This window comes from Solirubrobacter soli DSM 22325 (genome assembly GCF_000423665.1).
Taxonomy (GTDB): Bacteria; Actinomycetota; Thermoleophilia; order Solirubrobacterales; family Solirubrobacteraceae; genus Solirubrobacter; species Solirubrobacter soli.
In genome coordinates, this window is the sequence record NZ_AUIK01000001.1 from 798,909 (window position 1) to 814,503 (window position 15,595).

The window sequence follows — 15,595 nt, forward strand, 5'->3', positions numbered from 1 at the left end:
CTTAGTGAACCCGGATGACCTTCGAGGCCGCGGCGGTCGGGCTGACGGTGACGGTCAGCGTGTAGGAGCCGCTCTTGAGCCGCTTCCCGGTGGGGAGCCTGCGCCGCAGCAGCACCGTGTTGTCGCCGGCCTGGCCGAGCAGCTTCCAGCTGGCGACGGTCTTGGCGCCCGCGGCCTTGACCGTGTACTTCACCCACGCGCTGCGCGAGAGCCGGAACCCGACCCGGAGCTTGCTGCCGAGCGAGCCGGTGAGCTTGAGGTTGGTCAGCGTGAGCGCCGCGGGCGTGACCGGAGCCGGCGTCGGGGTCGGTGCGACCGGCGGGGGCGGCGGAGCCGGGGGCTCGGGCGTGGGCGTCTCGACCGGCGGTTCGGGCGTCGGCGTCTCGGTCGGCGGCGCGCTGCCCTGGATCGTCGTGACCGCCGCGTTCGCGTTCAGGCGCCCGCCGCTGACCGACCACGTCTCCCAGCCCGGCTGGACGTCGACCGAGTGCAGCAGCGCATAACGCAGGAACGCCGTCGTGGCGTCCGGTCGGGCCGACAGCGCGAGCGCGGCGGCGCCGGCGACGTGCGGCGACGCCATCGACGTGCCGTCCTTGAAGCCGTAGGAGCCGTTGGAGAGCGTCGAGTAGATCCGCACTCCGGGAGCGAAGAGGTCGACCGTCGCGGGACCGTAGTTCGAGAAGCCGGCGACCTGGTCGCGGTTGTCGCTGGCGCCGACGCAGATCAGGTTGCTCTCCGGCAGGGCGCACGGGTAGGCGTCGGGGTCGGTGTCGGAGTCCGCGCCGTCGTTGCCCGCGGCGACGACGTAGAGCGTGTTCGGATGCGAGGCGACCGCGTCCTCGATGGCCTGCGAGAACCCGCCGCCGAGCGACGCGTTGACGATGCGCACGCCCTGGTCGCCGGCGTAGGCGAACGCCTCGGCGATGTCGCTCGACCAGCCGGAGCCGGAGTTGTCGAGCACGCGCAGCGGCAGGATCTTGGCCAGCGGTGCGACGCCGACGACGCCGAGGCTGTTCTCCCCCTCGGCGGCGATCGTCCCGGACACGTGGGTGCCGTGACCTTGACCGTCCTGGGGAGTCGCGTCGCTGGAGACGAAGTCCCAGCCGTGGACGTCGTCGACGAGGTGGTTGCCGTCGTCGTCGACGCCGGGGAGCCCGTTGGCCTCGGCGGTGTTGGTCGCGATCTGACCGTCGAGGTCGACGTGGGTCGAGTTGATGCCGGTGTCGACGACCGCGACGGTGACGCCCGTGCCCTCGCTCTGGTCCCACGCGGCGACGGCGTCGATGTCGTCGCCGGCGGTGCCGAGCTGTCCGCCGATCATCTGGCCCGTGTTCTCGAGCGCCCACAGCGTGCCGAAGCCGGGATCGTCCATGGCGCGGGTCAGGCGCACGCGACGGTCGGGCTCGGCGTAGACGACGTCGTCGTCGGCGCGCAGATCCGCGAGCGCCTTGGCGGTGTTGTGGGCGCTGACGAGCTCGGTGTCCTCGACGGGGAGCGGCTTGACGAGCTCGACGCGGGCGTCGGCGCGCAACTCGGCGCGCTCCGTGTGATCGAGCCCCGGGACGCGTTGGACGATGATGTCGCCTTCGGCGGCCTGCGCCGAGGCGGGAACGGCAAAGAACACGACGAGCGCGGTCATGACCAGTGAACGCATCACTTGGCTTATCGGCAACCGTCGGCCGAACTTGAGCGTGCGAACGATCACACGTCCGCTTGCTTGAATTTATATCCGGGTAACTTGGTCGTATGGGCACGACTGAGACGCTCCGGGCACTGCTCGACGGTCGCTATCCGGAGACCCGCGACCGGGTCCGCTGGTGGCTGTCGGAACCCGGCAACGAACCGATCGACGACCTCGGCATCGAGGAGCACCGCGAGCGCGTGCTCGCGTGGGCGCGGGAGCTCGCGTCCGAAGGCGACACCGGGATCGGCTACCCCGTCGAATACGGGGGCGAGGGCGCGCCGGGCAAGAGCGTGACCGCGTTCGAGGCGCTGGCGATGGGCGACCTGTCGCTGTTGGTCAAGTGCGGCGTGCAGTTCGGCCTCTTCGGCGGAGCGATCCTCCACCTCGGAACCGAGCGGCACCACGAGCGCTATCTGCGCGACGTGGCGACGCTCGCGCTGCCGGGCTGCTTCGCGATGACCGAGACCGGCCACGGCTCCAACGTGCACGCGCTGCGGACGACCGCGACCTTCGAGGACGGCGAGTTCGTCATCCACACCCCTGACGACGACGCCCGCAAGGACTACATCGGCAACGCCGCCCGCGACGGGCGCATGGCGGTCGTCTTCGCGCAGCTGATCACCGGCGGCGAGGTGCAGGGCGTGCACGCGCTGCTCGTCCCGATCCGCGACGATGCCGGCGACGCGCTCCCCGGCGTGCGACTCGAGGACTGCGGCGCCAAGCTCGGCCTCAACGGCGTCGACAACGGGCGGATCTGGTTCGACCACGTGCGCGTCCCGCGCGAGAACCTGCTCGACCGCTACGCGTCGGTGGCGCCCGACGGGACCTATTCGAGCCCGATCGAGAACCCGACCAAGCGCTTCTTCACGATGCTCGGCACGCTGATCCAGGGCCGCGTGAGCGTGTCCGGCGCCGGCATCAGCGCGTCGAAGGTCGCGCTCACGATCGCCGTCCGGCGGGCGCTCGAGCGGCGCCAGTTCGGTCCGCCCGGCGAGCCCGAGGCGCTGCTGATGGACTACCGCACCCACCAGCGGCGGCTGCTCCCGGCGATCGCCAAGACCTACGCGCTGGCGTTCGCGCAGCAGCGGCTGGTGAACGAGCTCGACGAGGCGTTCGCGGGCGACGACGAGCCCGCGCGGCGCCAGCTGGAGACGTTCGCGGCGGCGCAGAAGGCCATCTCGACCTGGCACGCGTCCGAGACGATTCAGAGCTGCCGCGAGGCGTGCGGCGGGTCGGGCTACCTGCGGTCGAGCCGGTTCGCGGCCCTGAAGGCCGACACCGATGTGTTCACGACGTTCGAGGGCGACAACACCGTCCTGCTCCAGCTCACCGCCAAGAACCTGTTGACCGATTGCAAGGACCAGGTCTCGGACCTCGATCCGCTCGGGCTGGCGCAGTTCGTCGCCGGGCAGGCGCTGGGGCTGCTGGCGGAGCGCACACCGCTGCGCAAGCTCACCGACGGCGGCGACCTGCTCTCGCGCGAGACCCAGCTCGACCTGTTCCGCTGGCGTCACGAGCACCTGCTGGAGAGCGCCGCGCGGCGGCTGAAGCGCGGGATCGACGCGAAGCGCGACCCGTTCTCGGTGCTCGTCGACAGCCAGGACCACGTGCTCGAGGCCGCGCGCTCGTGGATCGACCTCGTGATCCTCGAGGCGTTCCCGACCGACGAGGCCGTCGCGCCGCTGCGCAACCTCTATGCGCTGCACACGATCGAGGCCGAGCGCGCCTACTACCTCGAGCACGGCCGGATCTCCGGCAGCCGCTCGAAGGCGATCATCAAGGCCGTCAACCAGCTCTGCGCCGAGCTGCGGCCGGACGTGCGCGCGCTGGTCGACGCGTTCGGGGTGCCGGAGGCGGTGCTCGGCGACGCGCGCGTCGTGGCGGAGAGCGTCCCCGCATGAGGAGCCCGGCAACCGGGGGACGTCGGCATCATGCGTGCGGTTTCGGGCATCGCGAGGCGGAGGCTCGATGACAGCGCGGCTGCCGCGCGCCGAGCGCGAGCGGCAGATGCTCGAGACTGCGGGGGCGCTGTTCGCCGCGCGCGGGTACGCCGACGTGACGATGGACGAGGTCGCGGCAGCCGTCGGGGTGACGAAACCGCTGCTCTACAACTACTACGGCAACAAGGAGCAGCTCTTCCTGGCCTGCATGGAGCCGGCCGCGGAGGCGCTGCTCGAGTCCGTCGTCTCGGCCGTCGCGGCCGCGTCCGACGCCCCTGGCGCGCTGCGCGCCGGCATCCACGCCTTCTTCGCGTTCCTGGACACGGACGTCGAGTCCTGGCGGCTGCTGCACGACGAGACGCTGCCCGCGGGTGGCGAGATCGCCACGCGGGTGCGCGCCTACCGCGCTCGCATGGAGGGGCTCGTGACGGCGGCGATCCACTCGGAGAGCCGCGCGGTGGAGCCGCTGGCGGTGGCGATATTCGGCGCCGCCGAGGCGCTGGGCCGCTGGTGGCTGACCGCCGAGGACATGACCGCCGAGCGCACGGCGGAACTCTTGATTCGCACGATCGAACCTGGATTGAGGAGTCGATGAACACGAGACGCGTCGCCATCGTCGGCGGCAACCGAATCCCCTTCGCGCGGTCCAACGGGACCTACGCGCACGCGTCCGACCAGGACATGCTGACCGCGACGCTCGACGGCCTGGTCGAGCGCTTCTCGCTCGAGGGCGAGCGGCTCGGCGAGGTCGTGGCGGGTGCGGTCTTGAAGCACGCCCGCGACCGCGACCTCACCCGCGAGGCCGTGCTCGGCTCCAAGCTCGCCCCTGAGACGCCCGCCTACGACGTCCAGCAGGCCTGCGGGACCGGCCTGGAGACGGTGATCACGGTGGCGAACAAGATCGCGCTCGGCCAGATCGACGTGGGGATCGCGGGTGGGGTCGACACGGCGTCGGACGCGCCGATCGCGGTCAACGAGGATCTGCGGCACATCCTGCTCGACATCAACCGGGCGAAGTCGCTGCCCGGGCGGGCGAAGCAGCTCACGCGGCTGCGACCCGGCCAGATCGTGCCCGTGATCCCGCGCAACGCCGAGCCGCGGACCGGGCTCTCGATGGGCGAGCACGCCGCGAAGACCGCGGCCGAGTGGGGAATCGCGCGCTCCGAGCAGGACGAGCTCGCGGCGGCGTCGCACGTCGCGATGGCCGCCGCCTACGACCGCGGCTTCTACGCCGACCTGATCACGCCGTATCTCGGCCTGGAGCGCGACGAGAACCTCCGACCGGACTCGACGGTCGAGAAGCTGGCGAAGCTCAAGCCGGTGTTCGGGGACACGATGACCGCGGGCAACTCGACGCCGCTGACCGACGGCGCGTCGACCGTCCTGCTGGCGTCGGAGGAGTGGGCGGCTGCCCGCGGGCTGCCGGTGTTGGCGTATTTCGTCGACGCGCAGACCGCGGCGGTGGATCACGTGCACCGCGGCGAGGGGCTCTTGATGGCGCCCGCGTACGCGATGCCCGTGCTGCTGGACCGGAACTCGATGGGGCTCGGCGACTTCGACCTGTACGAGATCCACGAGGCCTTCGCGTCGCAGGTGCTGGCGACGCTGGCGGCGTGGCGGGACCCGGTGTTCGCGCGCGAGAAGCTCGGGCGCGACGCAGCGGTCGGCGAGATCGACCGGACACGTTTGAACGTCAATGGCGGATCGCTGGCGGCGGGACATCCGTTCGCCGCGACCGGTGGGCGGATCGTGGCGTCGCTGGCGAAGGCGCTGAACGAGCGGGGCTCCGGCCGCGGCGTCATCTCGATCTGCGCCGCGGGCGGTCAGGGTGTCGTGGCGATCTTGGAGGCGGCATGAGCGATCGGTATTCGCAGTTGGTGAAGCTGCCGGTGGCCGGGACGGTCGCCAAGCGGATCGGGCTGCCGCAGCCGGTCACGCTCCAGCGTGGGGGCGAGTTCAGCGGGCGCGTGCTGCTCGGCGGGGCCGGGCGGCTCGCCGAGGCGGCCGCTCGCGTCTTGAAGGAGATCGGCGCCGACAGCGCCACGGCGCTCGACGATCCCGTGCGCACCTCGGCCGCCGCCGCGGGCCTCGACGCCGCCGTGTTCAACCCCCAGGCGCCGGCCGATCGCACGTTCAAGGCGCTCGTGTTCGACGCGACCGGGATCACATCGTCGACGGAGTTGGTGGAGCTGCAGCGCTTCTTCCACCCCACGGTGCGGCGGGTCGAGCCGTCCGGGCGGGTGATCGTGCTCGGCGGCGGGCGGCGCGCGCTGGAGGGCTTCACGCGCTCGCTCGGCAAGGAGATCGGGCGCGGCGCGACGGTCAACCTCGTGCAGGTCGAGCCCGGTGGGGACATCGGGCCGACGCTGCGCTTCCTGCTCTCACCGCGGTCGGCGTACGTGTCCGGGCAGGTGTTCCGCGTCGGGTCCGGCAGCGCCGTCGCACTGTCGGGCCGAACCGCCTTGGTCACGGGCGCGTCGCGCGGGATCGGCGCGGCGATCGCCGAGGTCCTGGAACGGGAGGGCGCGTCGGTGGTCAGGCTCGACCTGCGCGAGGCCGACATCGAGCTCGACATCACGGCGCCCGAGGCGCCGGAGCAGCTCGCCGACCGGTTCGCCGGCGGTCTCGACATCCTGGTGCACAACGCGGGCGTGACGAAGGACCGCACGCTGGCGAAGATGCCCGAGGAGCGTTGGCAGTCGCTGATGGAGGTCAATCTCCTGGCGCCTGAGCGGATCACCGAAGCGCTGCGCCTGAACGACGACGGGCGGATCGTGTGCGTGTCCTCGCTGAGCGCGATCGCGGGCAATGCCGGCCAGACGAACTACGCGACGTCCAAGGCGGGGCTGCTCGACCTGGTGAGCGATCTGGAGCTCGAGCGCGGGATCACGATCAACGCGGTCGCGCCGGGGTTCATCGAGACGCAGATGACGGCGGCGATCCCGATCGCGATCCGCGAGGCGGGGCGGCGGATGAACTCGCTGCGCCAGGGCGGGCTGCCGGTCGACGTCGCCGAGACGGTCGCGTTCCTGGCCGGCTCGGGCCTCGACCGCAACGTGATCCGGGTCTGCGGACAGTCGCTGCTCGGATGCTGACGACGCTGAAAGCCGCGCTTCCGTTCGGCTCCTCGATGCCGGAGGAGACGCTGAAGCGCACCGTGACGGTCGATCGCGACGCGCTGGCCAAGTACGCGCACCTGTGCGGCTTCACGCTGCGCGACGAGCTCCCGCCCACCTACCCGCACGTGCTGGCGTTCGGCGCGCAGATGGAGCTGCTGGCGCGGGCGCCGTTCAGCGCGGTCGGCGTCGTGCACATCGCCAACCGGATCACCCAGCACCGGCCGCTGCTGCTCGGCGAGGAGCTCGCGCTGAGCGTGCGGATCTCCGAGCTGCGGCCGCACCGCCGCGGGCGCGTGTTCGACTTCCTCACGCACGCGCGTGTGGATGACGAGCTGGTGTGGGAGAGCGCGTCGACGAACCTCAAGCGGGGCGAGGGGGACGAGTCGGTGCGCGACGAGTGGGCGTTCGAGGACGTGCCTGTGCTGGCGCAATGGCGGCTCGCGGACGATCTCGGCCGCCGCTACGCCGCGGTCTCCGGCGACCACAACCCGATCCACCTGCACGCGTGGGCGGCGAAGCCGTTCGGCTTCCCGCGCGCCATCGCCCACGGGATGTGGACGAAGGCGCGCTGCCTGGCCGCGCTACGGCTTCCGGACGCCTTCACCGCCGAGGTGCGCTTCAAGAAGCCGATCCTGCTGCCGGGGACGGTGACGTTCGGCGAGGCGGAGGACCGCTTCGCCGTGCACGGTCACGTCGAAGGGCGTTTGAGCACGTAGGTGCTCTGGACCATGTCCTGCGGGAGCCGCTCGGACGAGACCAGCTGCACCTCGGGCACCGAACGCGCGAACAGCGGGATGCCCTGCCCGAGCACGGCCGGGACGTAGGACACGATCAGCTCGTCGAGCTCGCCCGCCTCCGCGAACTGGCTGGCGAGCTCGCCGCCGCCCACCACCCACACGTTGCGATCGCCGGCGGCTTCCCGCATGTCGGCGATGTGCTCGGCGACGGCGCCCTGGACGAAGCGGACGTCCGCGCCGTCGGGGGTCGGGAGGTCGCGGTGGGTGAAGACCCACGCCGGGACGCCCTCGTACTCCCACGCGTGCGTGAGCATGATCTCGTAGGTGCTCGCGCCGATCGCCAACGCCCCCACCTGGGCGTAGAACGCGTTGTAGTTGTCGTCGCCGCCCTCCAGGGGGTTGTCCGCGGCGTCGAAAAGCCACTGCAAACCGCCGTCTTCTTCAGCGATGTAGCCGTCCAACGAGGCGGCGGCGTAGTACTGGACCAAAGGCATATATGAGGTTCTTACTCATAAGCCATCAAGGGATTATCAGCGCCGTAGGTGGCGCTCAGCGACCGCGTCGATCCTCTGGTTCATGAAGATTGCCAAGCCGCTCCTCCCCATCGCCGTCGCCGCGGCGATCGGCGGCGGTGCCGGCGCCGTCGCTACCTCCGCGCTTCACGACGACTCCGCTACCACCGTCCGGACCATCACGACCACCCGCACCGTCTCCAACCCGACCTCGGGGACGGTTGAAAGCCCGCACGACGTCTACGCCAACGCCAAGGACTCCATCGCCTACATCACGACCCAGGTCGGCACCGGCTCGGGCTTCGTCATCTCCGATGACGGCTACATCGTCACCAACGCCCACGTCGTCGAGGGCGCCAACGGCCAGATCAAGGCCAAGATCGGTGACGGCAAGACGCTCTCGGCCAAGCTCGTCGGCCAGGACGCCTCGACCGACCTCGCGCTGCTGAAGGTCGACGCCTCGAACCTCAAGCCGCTGGCGCTGGGCGACTCCAGTACCGTCCAGGTCGGCGACCCCGCCTACGCGATCGGCAACCCGTTCGGCCTCGACCGCACGCTCACCACCGGCGTCATCTCCGCGCTCCAGCGCCAGATCTCCTCGCCCAACGGCTTCTCCATCGACGACGTCCTGCAGACCGACGCCGCGATCAACCCCGGCAACTCCGGCGGCCCGCTGTTCAACGCGCAGGGCCAGGTGATCGGCGTCAACTCGCAGATCGAGTCGACCAGCAACACCTCCGACGGCGGCCAGGCCGGCAACGTCGGCATCGGCTTCGCGATCCCGTCCAACACGGTCAAGAGCGTGATCTCGCAGCTGCGCGCCACCGGCAAGGTCTCGCACGCCTACCTCGGCGTCCAGACGCAGGACGTCTCCGGCACCGGCGCCCAGGTCGCGCAGGTCACGGCCGACGGCCCCGCGGCCAGCGCGGGCCTGCAGACCGGCGACGTCATCACCTCGATCGGCGGCAAGTCCGTCGAGGACTCGACCTCCCTGTCCGCGCTCGTCGACGCCCACAAGGTCGGCGACCAGGTCCAGGTCGACGTCACCCGCAACGGATCCAAGAAGTCCATCTCGGTCAAGCTCGGCCAGCGGCCGGACACCACCGAGTCCGCGCAGCTGCAGCAGCAGGAGCAGCAGCCGCAGGTCCCAGACTTCGGCGGCGGCTGGTAGCCCGCCACCGTTGGGAGGAAGCGGCCACGAGGCCGGCGCGCTCGGGTATGTCGCGCCGGCCTCGTCCGCGTTTAACGCCTCGCAATGTGGTTGATCGCTAAACCAAGTGGCATGAACCGCTTGCGCGGAAGCCTTTGGCCGATCCTGCAGACCGCTCTGGCCGCGACCGCCGCCTGGCTCGCGGCCGTTGCGCTGTTGCCGGACGGGCGGCCGTCGTTCGCGTCGATCGCCGCGGTGATCTGCCTCGGGGCGTCGTATGGGCAGCGGGGGTCGAAGGCGCTGCAGCTGATCGCGGGCGTGGTGCTCGGGATCACGGTCGCGTCCGTCCTCGTGGCGTTGATCGGGACCGGGTCGCTGCAGATCGGGCTGATGGTCGTGCTGGCGATGAGCGCCGCCGTGCTGCTGCGCGGTGGGGAGCTGCTCGTCGCCGAGTCCGCGGTCTCCGCGATCCTGCTGGTGTCGCTGGACCCGAACACGAGCGACGTCTCGTTCACGCTCAACCGGGTGCTGGAAGGCCTGATCGGCGGCGGGGTCGCCCTGGTCGTGACCTCGTTGGTGTTCCCGCCGGACCCCGCGCTGCACGTCGGCCGCGCGGCCCAGGCCGTGTTCAGCGGGCTCGGCGCGGCGTTGGAGCGGGTCCAGGCGGCGCTGACCGAGGGCGACGCCGGCGAGGCCGGCGAGGCGCTCGCCGCGGCACGCGCCCTCGACCCCTTGGTCGACGAGTTCGACGAAGCGCTGCGGATCGGCCGCGAGACCGCCCGGATCTCGCCCCGCCGCCGCGCCTCCCTGGCCGAGCTCGAGCGCTACGGGGCCTCCTTCGCGCAGGTCGACTTCGCGGTCCGCGACACCCGCGTGCTCGCCCGCCACGCGGTGCGGTTGGCCCGCTCGGGCGACGCGATCGACCCCGCGCTCCCGGACGCCGTCCACGAGCTCGGCCTGGCCGTCTGGTCGCTGGCGAGCGCGTACGACCAACCGGAGCGCGCCGACGCCGTCCGCGGCCACGCGCTGCGCGCCGGCGCCTTGGCGGGCGAGGCGGGCGGCGGGGAGGTCGCGGCCCAGATCCGCTCCACCGCGGTCGACCTTCGGCGCGCGGCGGATCTCCTCTCCTCCGAGTCACTTGAAGCACCAACCGAGGAGCTACTGGCGGTCGTCACCGTCTAACCGAGCCCGGCAACCGGCTGCGCGGGACCGACCGTGCGGTTTCGGGCGTTCCGGGGTGGCCGTGTGGGCGAGACATGTATGGTCCGCCGCTCGTGCGGATCGCTGTGCTGTTGGTTTTGATCCTGTTCGCCGTGCCCGGCGTGGCGCGGGCGGACTGGAGTGGAGACGGACCCGGGGACGTATTGACCGTCCATCCCGACGGAAGCCTGCTGCTCTATCGCGGCAACGGCGCCGGCGGGTGGCTGACCGGCAAGGGCGAGAGCCTCGGCGGCGGGTGGAGCGCGATGACCGCGCTGATGGCGCCCGGCGACTTCTCCGGCGACGGCAAGCCCGACCTGCTCGCGCGCGACAAGGACGGGCGGCTGCTGATGTACCGCGGCGACGGAGCCGGCGGGTGGGCCGGGACGCCACAGGTGGTCGGTTCGGGGTGGGGCCCGTTCACCGCGGTGTTCTCGCCCGGAGACTTCACCGGCGACGGTCATCCGGACGTGCTCGCCCGCAACGCCGACGGCGCGCTGCTGCTCTACCGCGGCGACGGGGACGGCGGGTGGGTCACCGGGAAGGCCGAGCCCATCGGCAGCGGCTGGGGGCCGTTCCAGGCCGTGCTGCCCGCGGGCGACTTCTCCGGCGACGGCAAGCCGGACGTGTTCGCGGTCGCCACCGACGGGACCCTCTACCTCTATCGCGGCAACGGCGCCGGCGGGTGGGAGACCGGCAAGGGCGAGCCGGTCGGGAGCGGCTGGGCGGGGTTCACCGCGCTCGCCACGGGCGGCGACTTCAACGGCGACGGCAAGGCCGACGCGCTCGCGCGGACGACGGACGGCTCGCTGTATCTGTACCGCGGCACCGGCGCGAGCGGGTGGGTCGACAACGGCACCAAGATCGGGAGCGGCTGGAACTCGCTCGCCCACATCACGCTCGCGCCGTCTTCGCCACCGCCGCCGCCCCCGCCGGCTCCTCCGCCACCGCCGCCCGCACCCGCGGCGCCGCTGCCGGACGGCAACGTCGCCCTCAACGCGGGCATCCGCTGCACGCCACCGGGCGGCCTGCTGCGGGTCAGCGTGAAGGTCCGCAAGCGCGCCGGGAAGGCCGCGCCGCGGGTCTCGAAGATCCTCTTCTACGTCCACAACGGCCCGCGCCGCACCGATCGCCACAGGCCCTACACGGTCCGTCTGCGCCTGCATCGCCCCGCCGGCCAGAAGGGCCGCGTCTACGCCCGCGTGTACTTCCGCCGCACCGGCTCGAAGAAGCTGCACACGAAGACCGTCTCGCGGCGCTTCGTGATGTGCGGCTGATGTCCGCCGACGAAGCCTCGAATCTCAACCGTCCGGGCGTATTCCGTTTCAACGTCTCGCTCGGCCGCGAGCGCTTCGAGGCCGAGCTCGGCTACCCGCCCTCGAGCGTCCCGGACAGCCTCGACTACGCGGCGTTCGACGTGCTGCTCCCGCACCCGGTCTACGCGACCCAGTCCTGGGCCTCGATCGTGTGCCCCGGCGAGCGCACGGACGCGCTGGCGCGCGAGCTGATCGAGTTCGCGGCTACGCGCGCAGGTAGGTGAGCACCGCCAGCACACGGCGGTGCGTCTCGGGCGTGGCGGTCAACCCGAGCTTGGAGAAGATCGCGGTCACGTGGCGTTCGACGGCGCGGTCGGAGAGGAACATCCGCTGGGCGATCGCCGTGTTGGAGCGGCCTTCGGCCATCTGGGACAGCACCCGGCGTTCGCGCTCGGTCAGCTCCTCGAGCGGGCCGCCGCCGGTCGAGCGGCCGAGCAGGTGGGCGACGACCTCGGGATCGAGCGCGGCGTCGCCGGCGGCGACGCGGCGGACCGCGTCGACGAACGCGTCGCCGTCGGTGATGCGGTCCTTGAGCAGGTAGCCGAGCTTCTCCGCCCCGTCGCCGAGCAGGGCGAAGACGTAGTCCTCGTCGAGGTACTGCGAGAGGACGAGGACCGCGGTGTCGGGAAGGTCGCGGCGGATGTGCCGGGCCGCGCGCAGCCCCTCGTCGGTCTGGGTGGGAGGCATGCGGATGTCGACGACGGCGACGTCGGGGCGGGTCGCCGTGGCCGCGGCGATCAGCTCGTCGAAGTCGCCGGCGAGGCCGACGACCTCCATCCCCGCCGCCTCGAGCACGCGGGCGATGCCCTCGCGCAGCAGCAGCGAGTCCTCGCCGATCACGACCCGCACGGGATCACTCCGGTCACGCGGGTGCCACCGCCCACGGGGCTGTCGATGGTGAGCGACCCGTCGAGCGCGACGAGCCGGTCCTGCATCCCGCGCAGGCCGGACCCGGCGGCCGGATCGGCGCCGCCGCGCCCGTCGTCGGTGATGGTCACGGTCAAGCTCGCCCCCTCGCGCCCCACGTGGACGTCGGCGCGGGTGGCCTCGGCGGAGCGGACCACGTTGGTCAGCGCCTCCGCGACGAGGAAGTACGCGGCGGCCTCGACCGGCGCCGGGCAGCGGTCCTCGCACTCGTACTCCAGGCCGACGGGGAGCGGTGTCCGGCGCGCGAGCGTCCGCAGCGCGGCCACCAGGCCGAGCTGGGTCAGCACCGCCGGGTGGATGCCGCGCGCGAGCTCGCGCAGCTCGTCGGTGGCGAGGGCGAGCTCCTCGCGGACGGCGGCGATCTGCTCCGCCTCCGGCCCGGAGAGCGTGTTCTGGAGCAGCTTCAGGTCGAGGGCAATCGCCAGCAGGCGGTTCTGCGCGCCGTCGTGGAGGTCGCGCTCGAGGCGGCGGCGGGCCGCGTCGGCCGCGGCGACGATGCGGGCGCGCGACTCGCGCAGCTCCCGCTCGCGCTGGAGGCGGTCGGTGATGTCGCGGACGTAGCCGGTGTACATCGGCGGGCCGGGGACGTCGATGCGGGTGATCGTCAGCTCGACCGGGATCTCGCGGCCGTCGGCGTGCAGCGCGGTGATCTCGATCCGGCGGCCGATCAGCCCGCCGGACGGCTGCGCCAGCCCGCGGCGATGCGCGGCGCGCATCGCGTCCGGCACCAGCGCGGACGCCAGCTCGCGCCCGATCAGCGACTGCGGCGGGTGGCCGAAGAGGTCCTCGACCGCGGCGTTGACCTCGACGATCCGGCCGCCCGCGTCGATCGTGATCACAGCGTCCAGCGCCGCGTCGAGCATCGCCCGCTTGCGCGCCTCGGACTCGCGCACCGCGGCCTCGGTGCGGCGCTGCTCGACGAACTGGCCGGCGAGGCGGCCGAGGCTCGCGAGCGTCGCCATCAGGTCCTCGTCCGGCTCGTGCGTCTCGACCGTGAGGAACTCCATCGCGCCGCCGGAGTGCGCGAGCGGGATCGCGAACGCGGAATGCAGGCCGGCGGTCCGCGCGTCCTGCCCGCGCGGGAAGTTGGGGTCGGAGCCGACGTCGGCGATCCACGCCGGCCGCCCGCGGGCCTGCACGCGCCCGGGCAGCCCTTCACCCGGGCCGAGCACGAGCGTGCGCGAAGCGGCGGCGAACCGCTCGAGCGGCTTGCCGCCCGCGGACCAGGTGGCGACGCAGTGCAGCGCGCCGCTGGCGACCGGCAGCCAGATGCCGCCGTAGTGCCAGCCGAGGCCTTCGCCGACCGCGGCGAGCAGGCGCGGGAAAGCGTCGTCGGCCGAGGCCGTGTCGAGCAGGGCCTCGGCGACCGCGTGCTCGACGCGCAGCAGGCGTGAAGCGCTGAGCGGAGGAGGAGCGAGCATGGGTGCTGCGAGCGACATTACGCCACGCGACCGGTGCGCGCGGGATGAACGCGCGCACCGGCCCCGGCGCCGAGCGCCGGGACCAGTCGGCGCTTCAGGTCTCGTCAGGCGGCCAGCGCCAGGTCGGCTTCGGCGGCGCCTTCCAGCATCGCGCCGGCGACCACCCCGAAGGCCTCGGTCCAGGCCTTGGCGTAGCGCGGCTCCCAGTCCGGGCCCGCGACGTGCGCCATCGCACCGATGAGCACGTTGCCGACCACCGGGTAGTGCTCGGGGCGCGCGCCATACCCGACGTGGCGCGCGCCGAGGCGCTTGAGGGTGGGGACGACCGAGTCGAGGTCGCGCAGCGACTTGCGCAGCAGCACGAGCGCCGACAGCAGCATCGCGTGCTGCTTGCGCATGTCGGTGCCCTCGAACAGCGGCTTGACCGACGGAGCGACCGCGAACAGGTTCGAGTAGAAGATGTCCATCAGCTCGTCGCCCTTGGGCGCCACGAGGTCGAAGCTGGTTTCCAGGGCGTCGATGTCCATGGCGGAAAGCTTCCGCGATCAGCCGGGTCTACTCGATACGGTCACCCTCCGCGTCGCTGGCGGCAAACCGTCAGGCGAGGCGTTCGTTGATGAAGCGGATCGCCTGCGCGGTGGCGGCCTTGGCGGCCTTCGTGTCGCGCGTGGCGTCGAGCATCATGAAGTCGTGGATGATGGCGGCGTAGCGCGTCGCCTCGACCTCGTTGCCCGCCTCCCGCAGCAGCTCCGCGTAGGCCTCGCCCTCGTCGCGCAGGACGTCGGCTTCGCCGGTGATCACGAGCGCCGGCGGCAGGTCGCGCAGCTGGTCCGGCGTCGCCCGCCGCGGCGACGCGGTGATCTCCGCCCGCTCGTCCGGGTCGGTCGTGTACTGGTCCCAGAACCACTGCATCATGTCCCGGCGCAGGTGGAAGCCCTCGGCGAAGCGCTCGTAGGAGCCGGTGTCGAAGTTCGCGTCGGTGACGGGGTAGAAGAGCGCCTGGCCGCGGAACGCCGGCCCGCCCTGCGCCTTGGCCATGAGCGTCACCGCGATCGCCATGTTGCCGCCGCAGGAGTCGCCGGCGACGACCACGCGTTCGCCGTCGAGCCCTTTGGACGCGCCGTCGGAGACGATCCACCGCGCGGCCGTGTACGCCTCCTGGTTGGCCTGCGGGTACTTGGCCTCGGGCGAGCGGACGTAGTGCGGGAAGACGACCGCGGCGCCCGTGCCCGCGACGAGCTCACGCACCAACCGGTCGTGGGTCTTGGGGTCGCCGAACACCCAGCCGGCGCCGTGCAGGTAGAGGATCACCGGCAGCGGGCCGGTCGCGCCCTTCGGCTTGAGCAGGTGGATCGCCACCTCGCCGTGCGGGCCGCCGGGGATCGTGAAGTCCTCGACGTCGACGTCGGGGCGCGTGACGTTGGGCTCGGACTGGACCTGGTCGAGCACCTTGCGCCCGTTCTCCGGGCCGAGGTCGGTGAGGAACGGCGGCTTCGCGTTGGCGTCGGCGAACGCCTGCGCGGCGGGTTCGAGGGTGAGCGTCTCGATGTGGGTATGTGCGGCCATGCCCCACAGGCTTCCGTCCGGCG

Annotated in this window: 15 protein-coding genes; 9 read left to right on the top strand and 6 right to left on the bottom strand. The window is 72.0% G+C overall.

Features of this window, described 5'->3' with window-relative positions; all coding sequences use genetic code 11:
- Window position 1 precedes the first annotated feature (1 nt).
- Window positions 2-1,654, bottom strand: a complete 1,653-nt coding sequence (locus G569_RS57195; RefSeq protein WP_084284108.1) for a S8 family peptidase — start codon at window positions 1,652-1,654, stop codon at window positions 2-4.
- A gap of 92 nt (window positions 1,655-1,746) precedes the next feature.
- Between G569_RS57195 and G569_RS45280 the strand changes: the two genes are divergently transcribed.
- The 5 genes from G569_RS45280 to G569_RS0103725 all read left to right on the top strand — a co-directional run bounded on the left by G569_RS45280 (window position 1,747) and on the right by G569_RS0103725 (window position 7,459).
- The gene (locus tag G569_RS45280; protein ID WP_037494263.1) at window positions 1,747-3,585 is read left to right on the top strand and encodes an acyl-CoA dehydrogenase family protein; all 1,839 of its coding nucleotides are present in this window, start codon (window positions 1,747-1,749) and stop codon (window positions 3,583-3,585) included.
- Between the two features lie 67 nt (window positions 3,586-3,652).
- Window positions 3,653-4,219, top strand: coding sequence for a TetR/AcrR family transcriptional regulator (locus G569_RS57200; protein ID WP_053225790.1), 567 nt, complete (start codon window positions 3,653-3,655; stop codon window positions 4,217-4,219).
- A complete protein-coding gene (locus tag G569_RS0103715; RefSeq protein WP_028062425.1) occupies window positions 4,216-5,481 on the top strand; it encodes an acetyl-CoA C-acetyltransferase in 1,266 nt (421 codons plus the stop codon). The genes G569_RS57200 and G569_RS0103715 overlap by 4 nt, the downstream gene beginning before the upstream one ends.
- Window positions 5,478-6,719, top strand: coding sequence for a 3-oxoacyl-ACP reductase (locus G569_RS0103720; RefSeq protein WP_028062426.1), 1,242 nt, complete (start codon window positions 5,478-5,480; stop codon window positions 6,717-6,719). Before G569_RS0103715 ends, G569_RS0103720 begins: the two co-directional genes overlap by 4 nt.
- On the top strand, window positions 6,713-7,459 hold the full coding sequence (locus tag G569_RS0103725; RefSeq protein WP_053225791.1) for a MaoC/PaaZ C-terminal domain-containing protein: 747 nt from the start codon (window positions 6,713-6,715) through the stop codon (window positions 7,457-7,459). The genes G569_RS0103720 and G569_RS0103725 overlap by 7 nt, the downstream gene beginning before the upstream one ends.
- Here the strand turns inward: G569_RS0103725 and G569_RS0103730 are convergent.
- Complete coding sequence (locus tag G569_RS0103730; protein WP_028062428.1) at window positions 7,432-7,974, bottom strand: dihydrofolate reductase family protein; 543 nt, start codon at window positions 7,972-7,974, stop codon at window positions 7,432-7,434. The two genes, G569_RS0103725 and G569_RS0103730, sit on opposite strands and share 28 nt — an antisense overlap.
- An 82-nt stretch (window positions 7,975-8,056) precedes the next feature.
- On the opposite strand from G569_RS0103730, the gene G569_RS45290 reads away from it, so the two are divergent.
- The 4 genes from G569_RS45290 to G569_RS45305 all read left to right on the top strand — a co-directional run bounded on the left by G569_RS45290 (window position 8,057) and on the right by G569_RS45305 (window position 11,882).
- Window positions 8,057-9,163 carry a S1C family serine protease gene (locus G569_RS45290; RefSeq protein ID WP_053225792.1) on the top strand — a complete coding sequence of 369 codons (1,107 nt, stop codon included), beginning with the start codon at window positions 8,057-8,059 and terminating at the stop codon, window positions 9,161-9,163.
- A gap of 111 nt (window positions 9,164-9,274) precedes the next feature.
- Window positions 9,275-10,324 (top strand): FUSC family protein, encoded by a 1,050-nt coding sequence (locus tag G569_RS45295; RefSeq protein ID WP_053225793.1) that lies wholly within the window; start codon window positions 9,275-9,277, stop codon window positions 10,322-10,324.
- A gap of 92 nt (window positions 10,325-10,416) precedes the next feature.
- Window positions 10,417-11,619: an FG-GAP-like repeat-containing protein gene (locus tag G569_RS57205; protein ID WP_169542057.1), complete on the top strand. Its 1,203-nt coding sequence runs from the start codon at window positions 10,417-10,419 to the stop codon at window positions 11,617-11,619.
- On the top strand, window positions 11,619-11,882 hold the full coding sequence (locus G569_RS45305; RefSeq protein ID WP_157591790.1) for a DUF6194 family protein: 264 nt from the start codon (window positions 11,619-11,621) through the stop codon (window positions 11,880-11,882). Before G569_RS57205 ends, G569_RS45305 begins: the two co-directional genes overlap by 1 nt.
- Here the strand turns inward: G569_RS45305 and G569_RS0103755 are convergent.
- The 4 genes from G569_RS0103755 to G569_RS0103770 form a co-directional block, all read right to left on the bottom strand.
- Window positions 11,863-12,507, bottom strand: a complete 645-nt coding sequence (locus tag G569_RS0103755; protein ID WP_028062429.1) for a response regulator transcription factor — start codon at window positions 12,505-12,507, stop codon at window positions 11,863-11,865. The genes G569_RS45305 and G569_RS0103755 overlap by 20 nt on opposite strands.
- Complete coding sequence (locus tag G569_RS57210; protein WP_053225796.1) at window positions 12,495-14,006, bottom strand: PAS domain S-box protein; 1,512 nt, start codon at window positions 14,004-14,006, stop codon at window positions 12,495-12,497. Before G569_RS57210 ends, G569_RS0103755 begins: the two co-directional genes overlap by 13 nt.
- Window positions 14,007-14,110: 104 nt before the next feature.
- Window positions 14,111-14,533, bottom strand: a complete 423-nt coding sequence (locus tag G569_RS0103765; protein ID WP_028062430.1) for a globin family protein — start codon at window positions 14,531-14,533, stop codon at window positions 14,111-14,113.
- Window positions 14,534-14,603: 70 nt separating this feature from the next.
- Window positions 14,604-15,572: an alpha/beta hydrolase gene (locus G569_RS0103770; protein WP_028062431.1), complete on the bottom strand. Its 969-nt coding sequence runs from the start codon at window positions 15,570-15,572 to the stop codon at window positions 14,604-14,606.
- Window positions 15,573-15,595 lie beyond the last annotated feature (23 nt).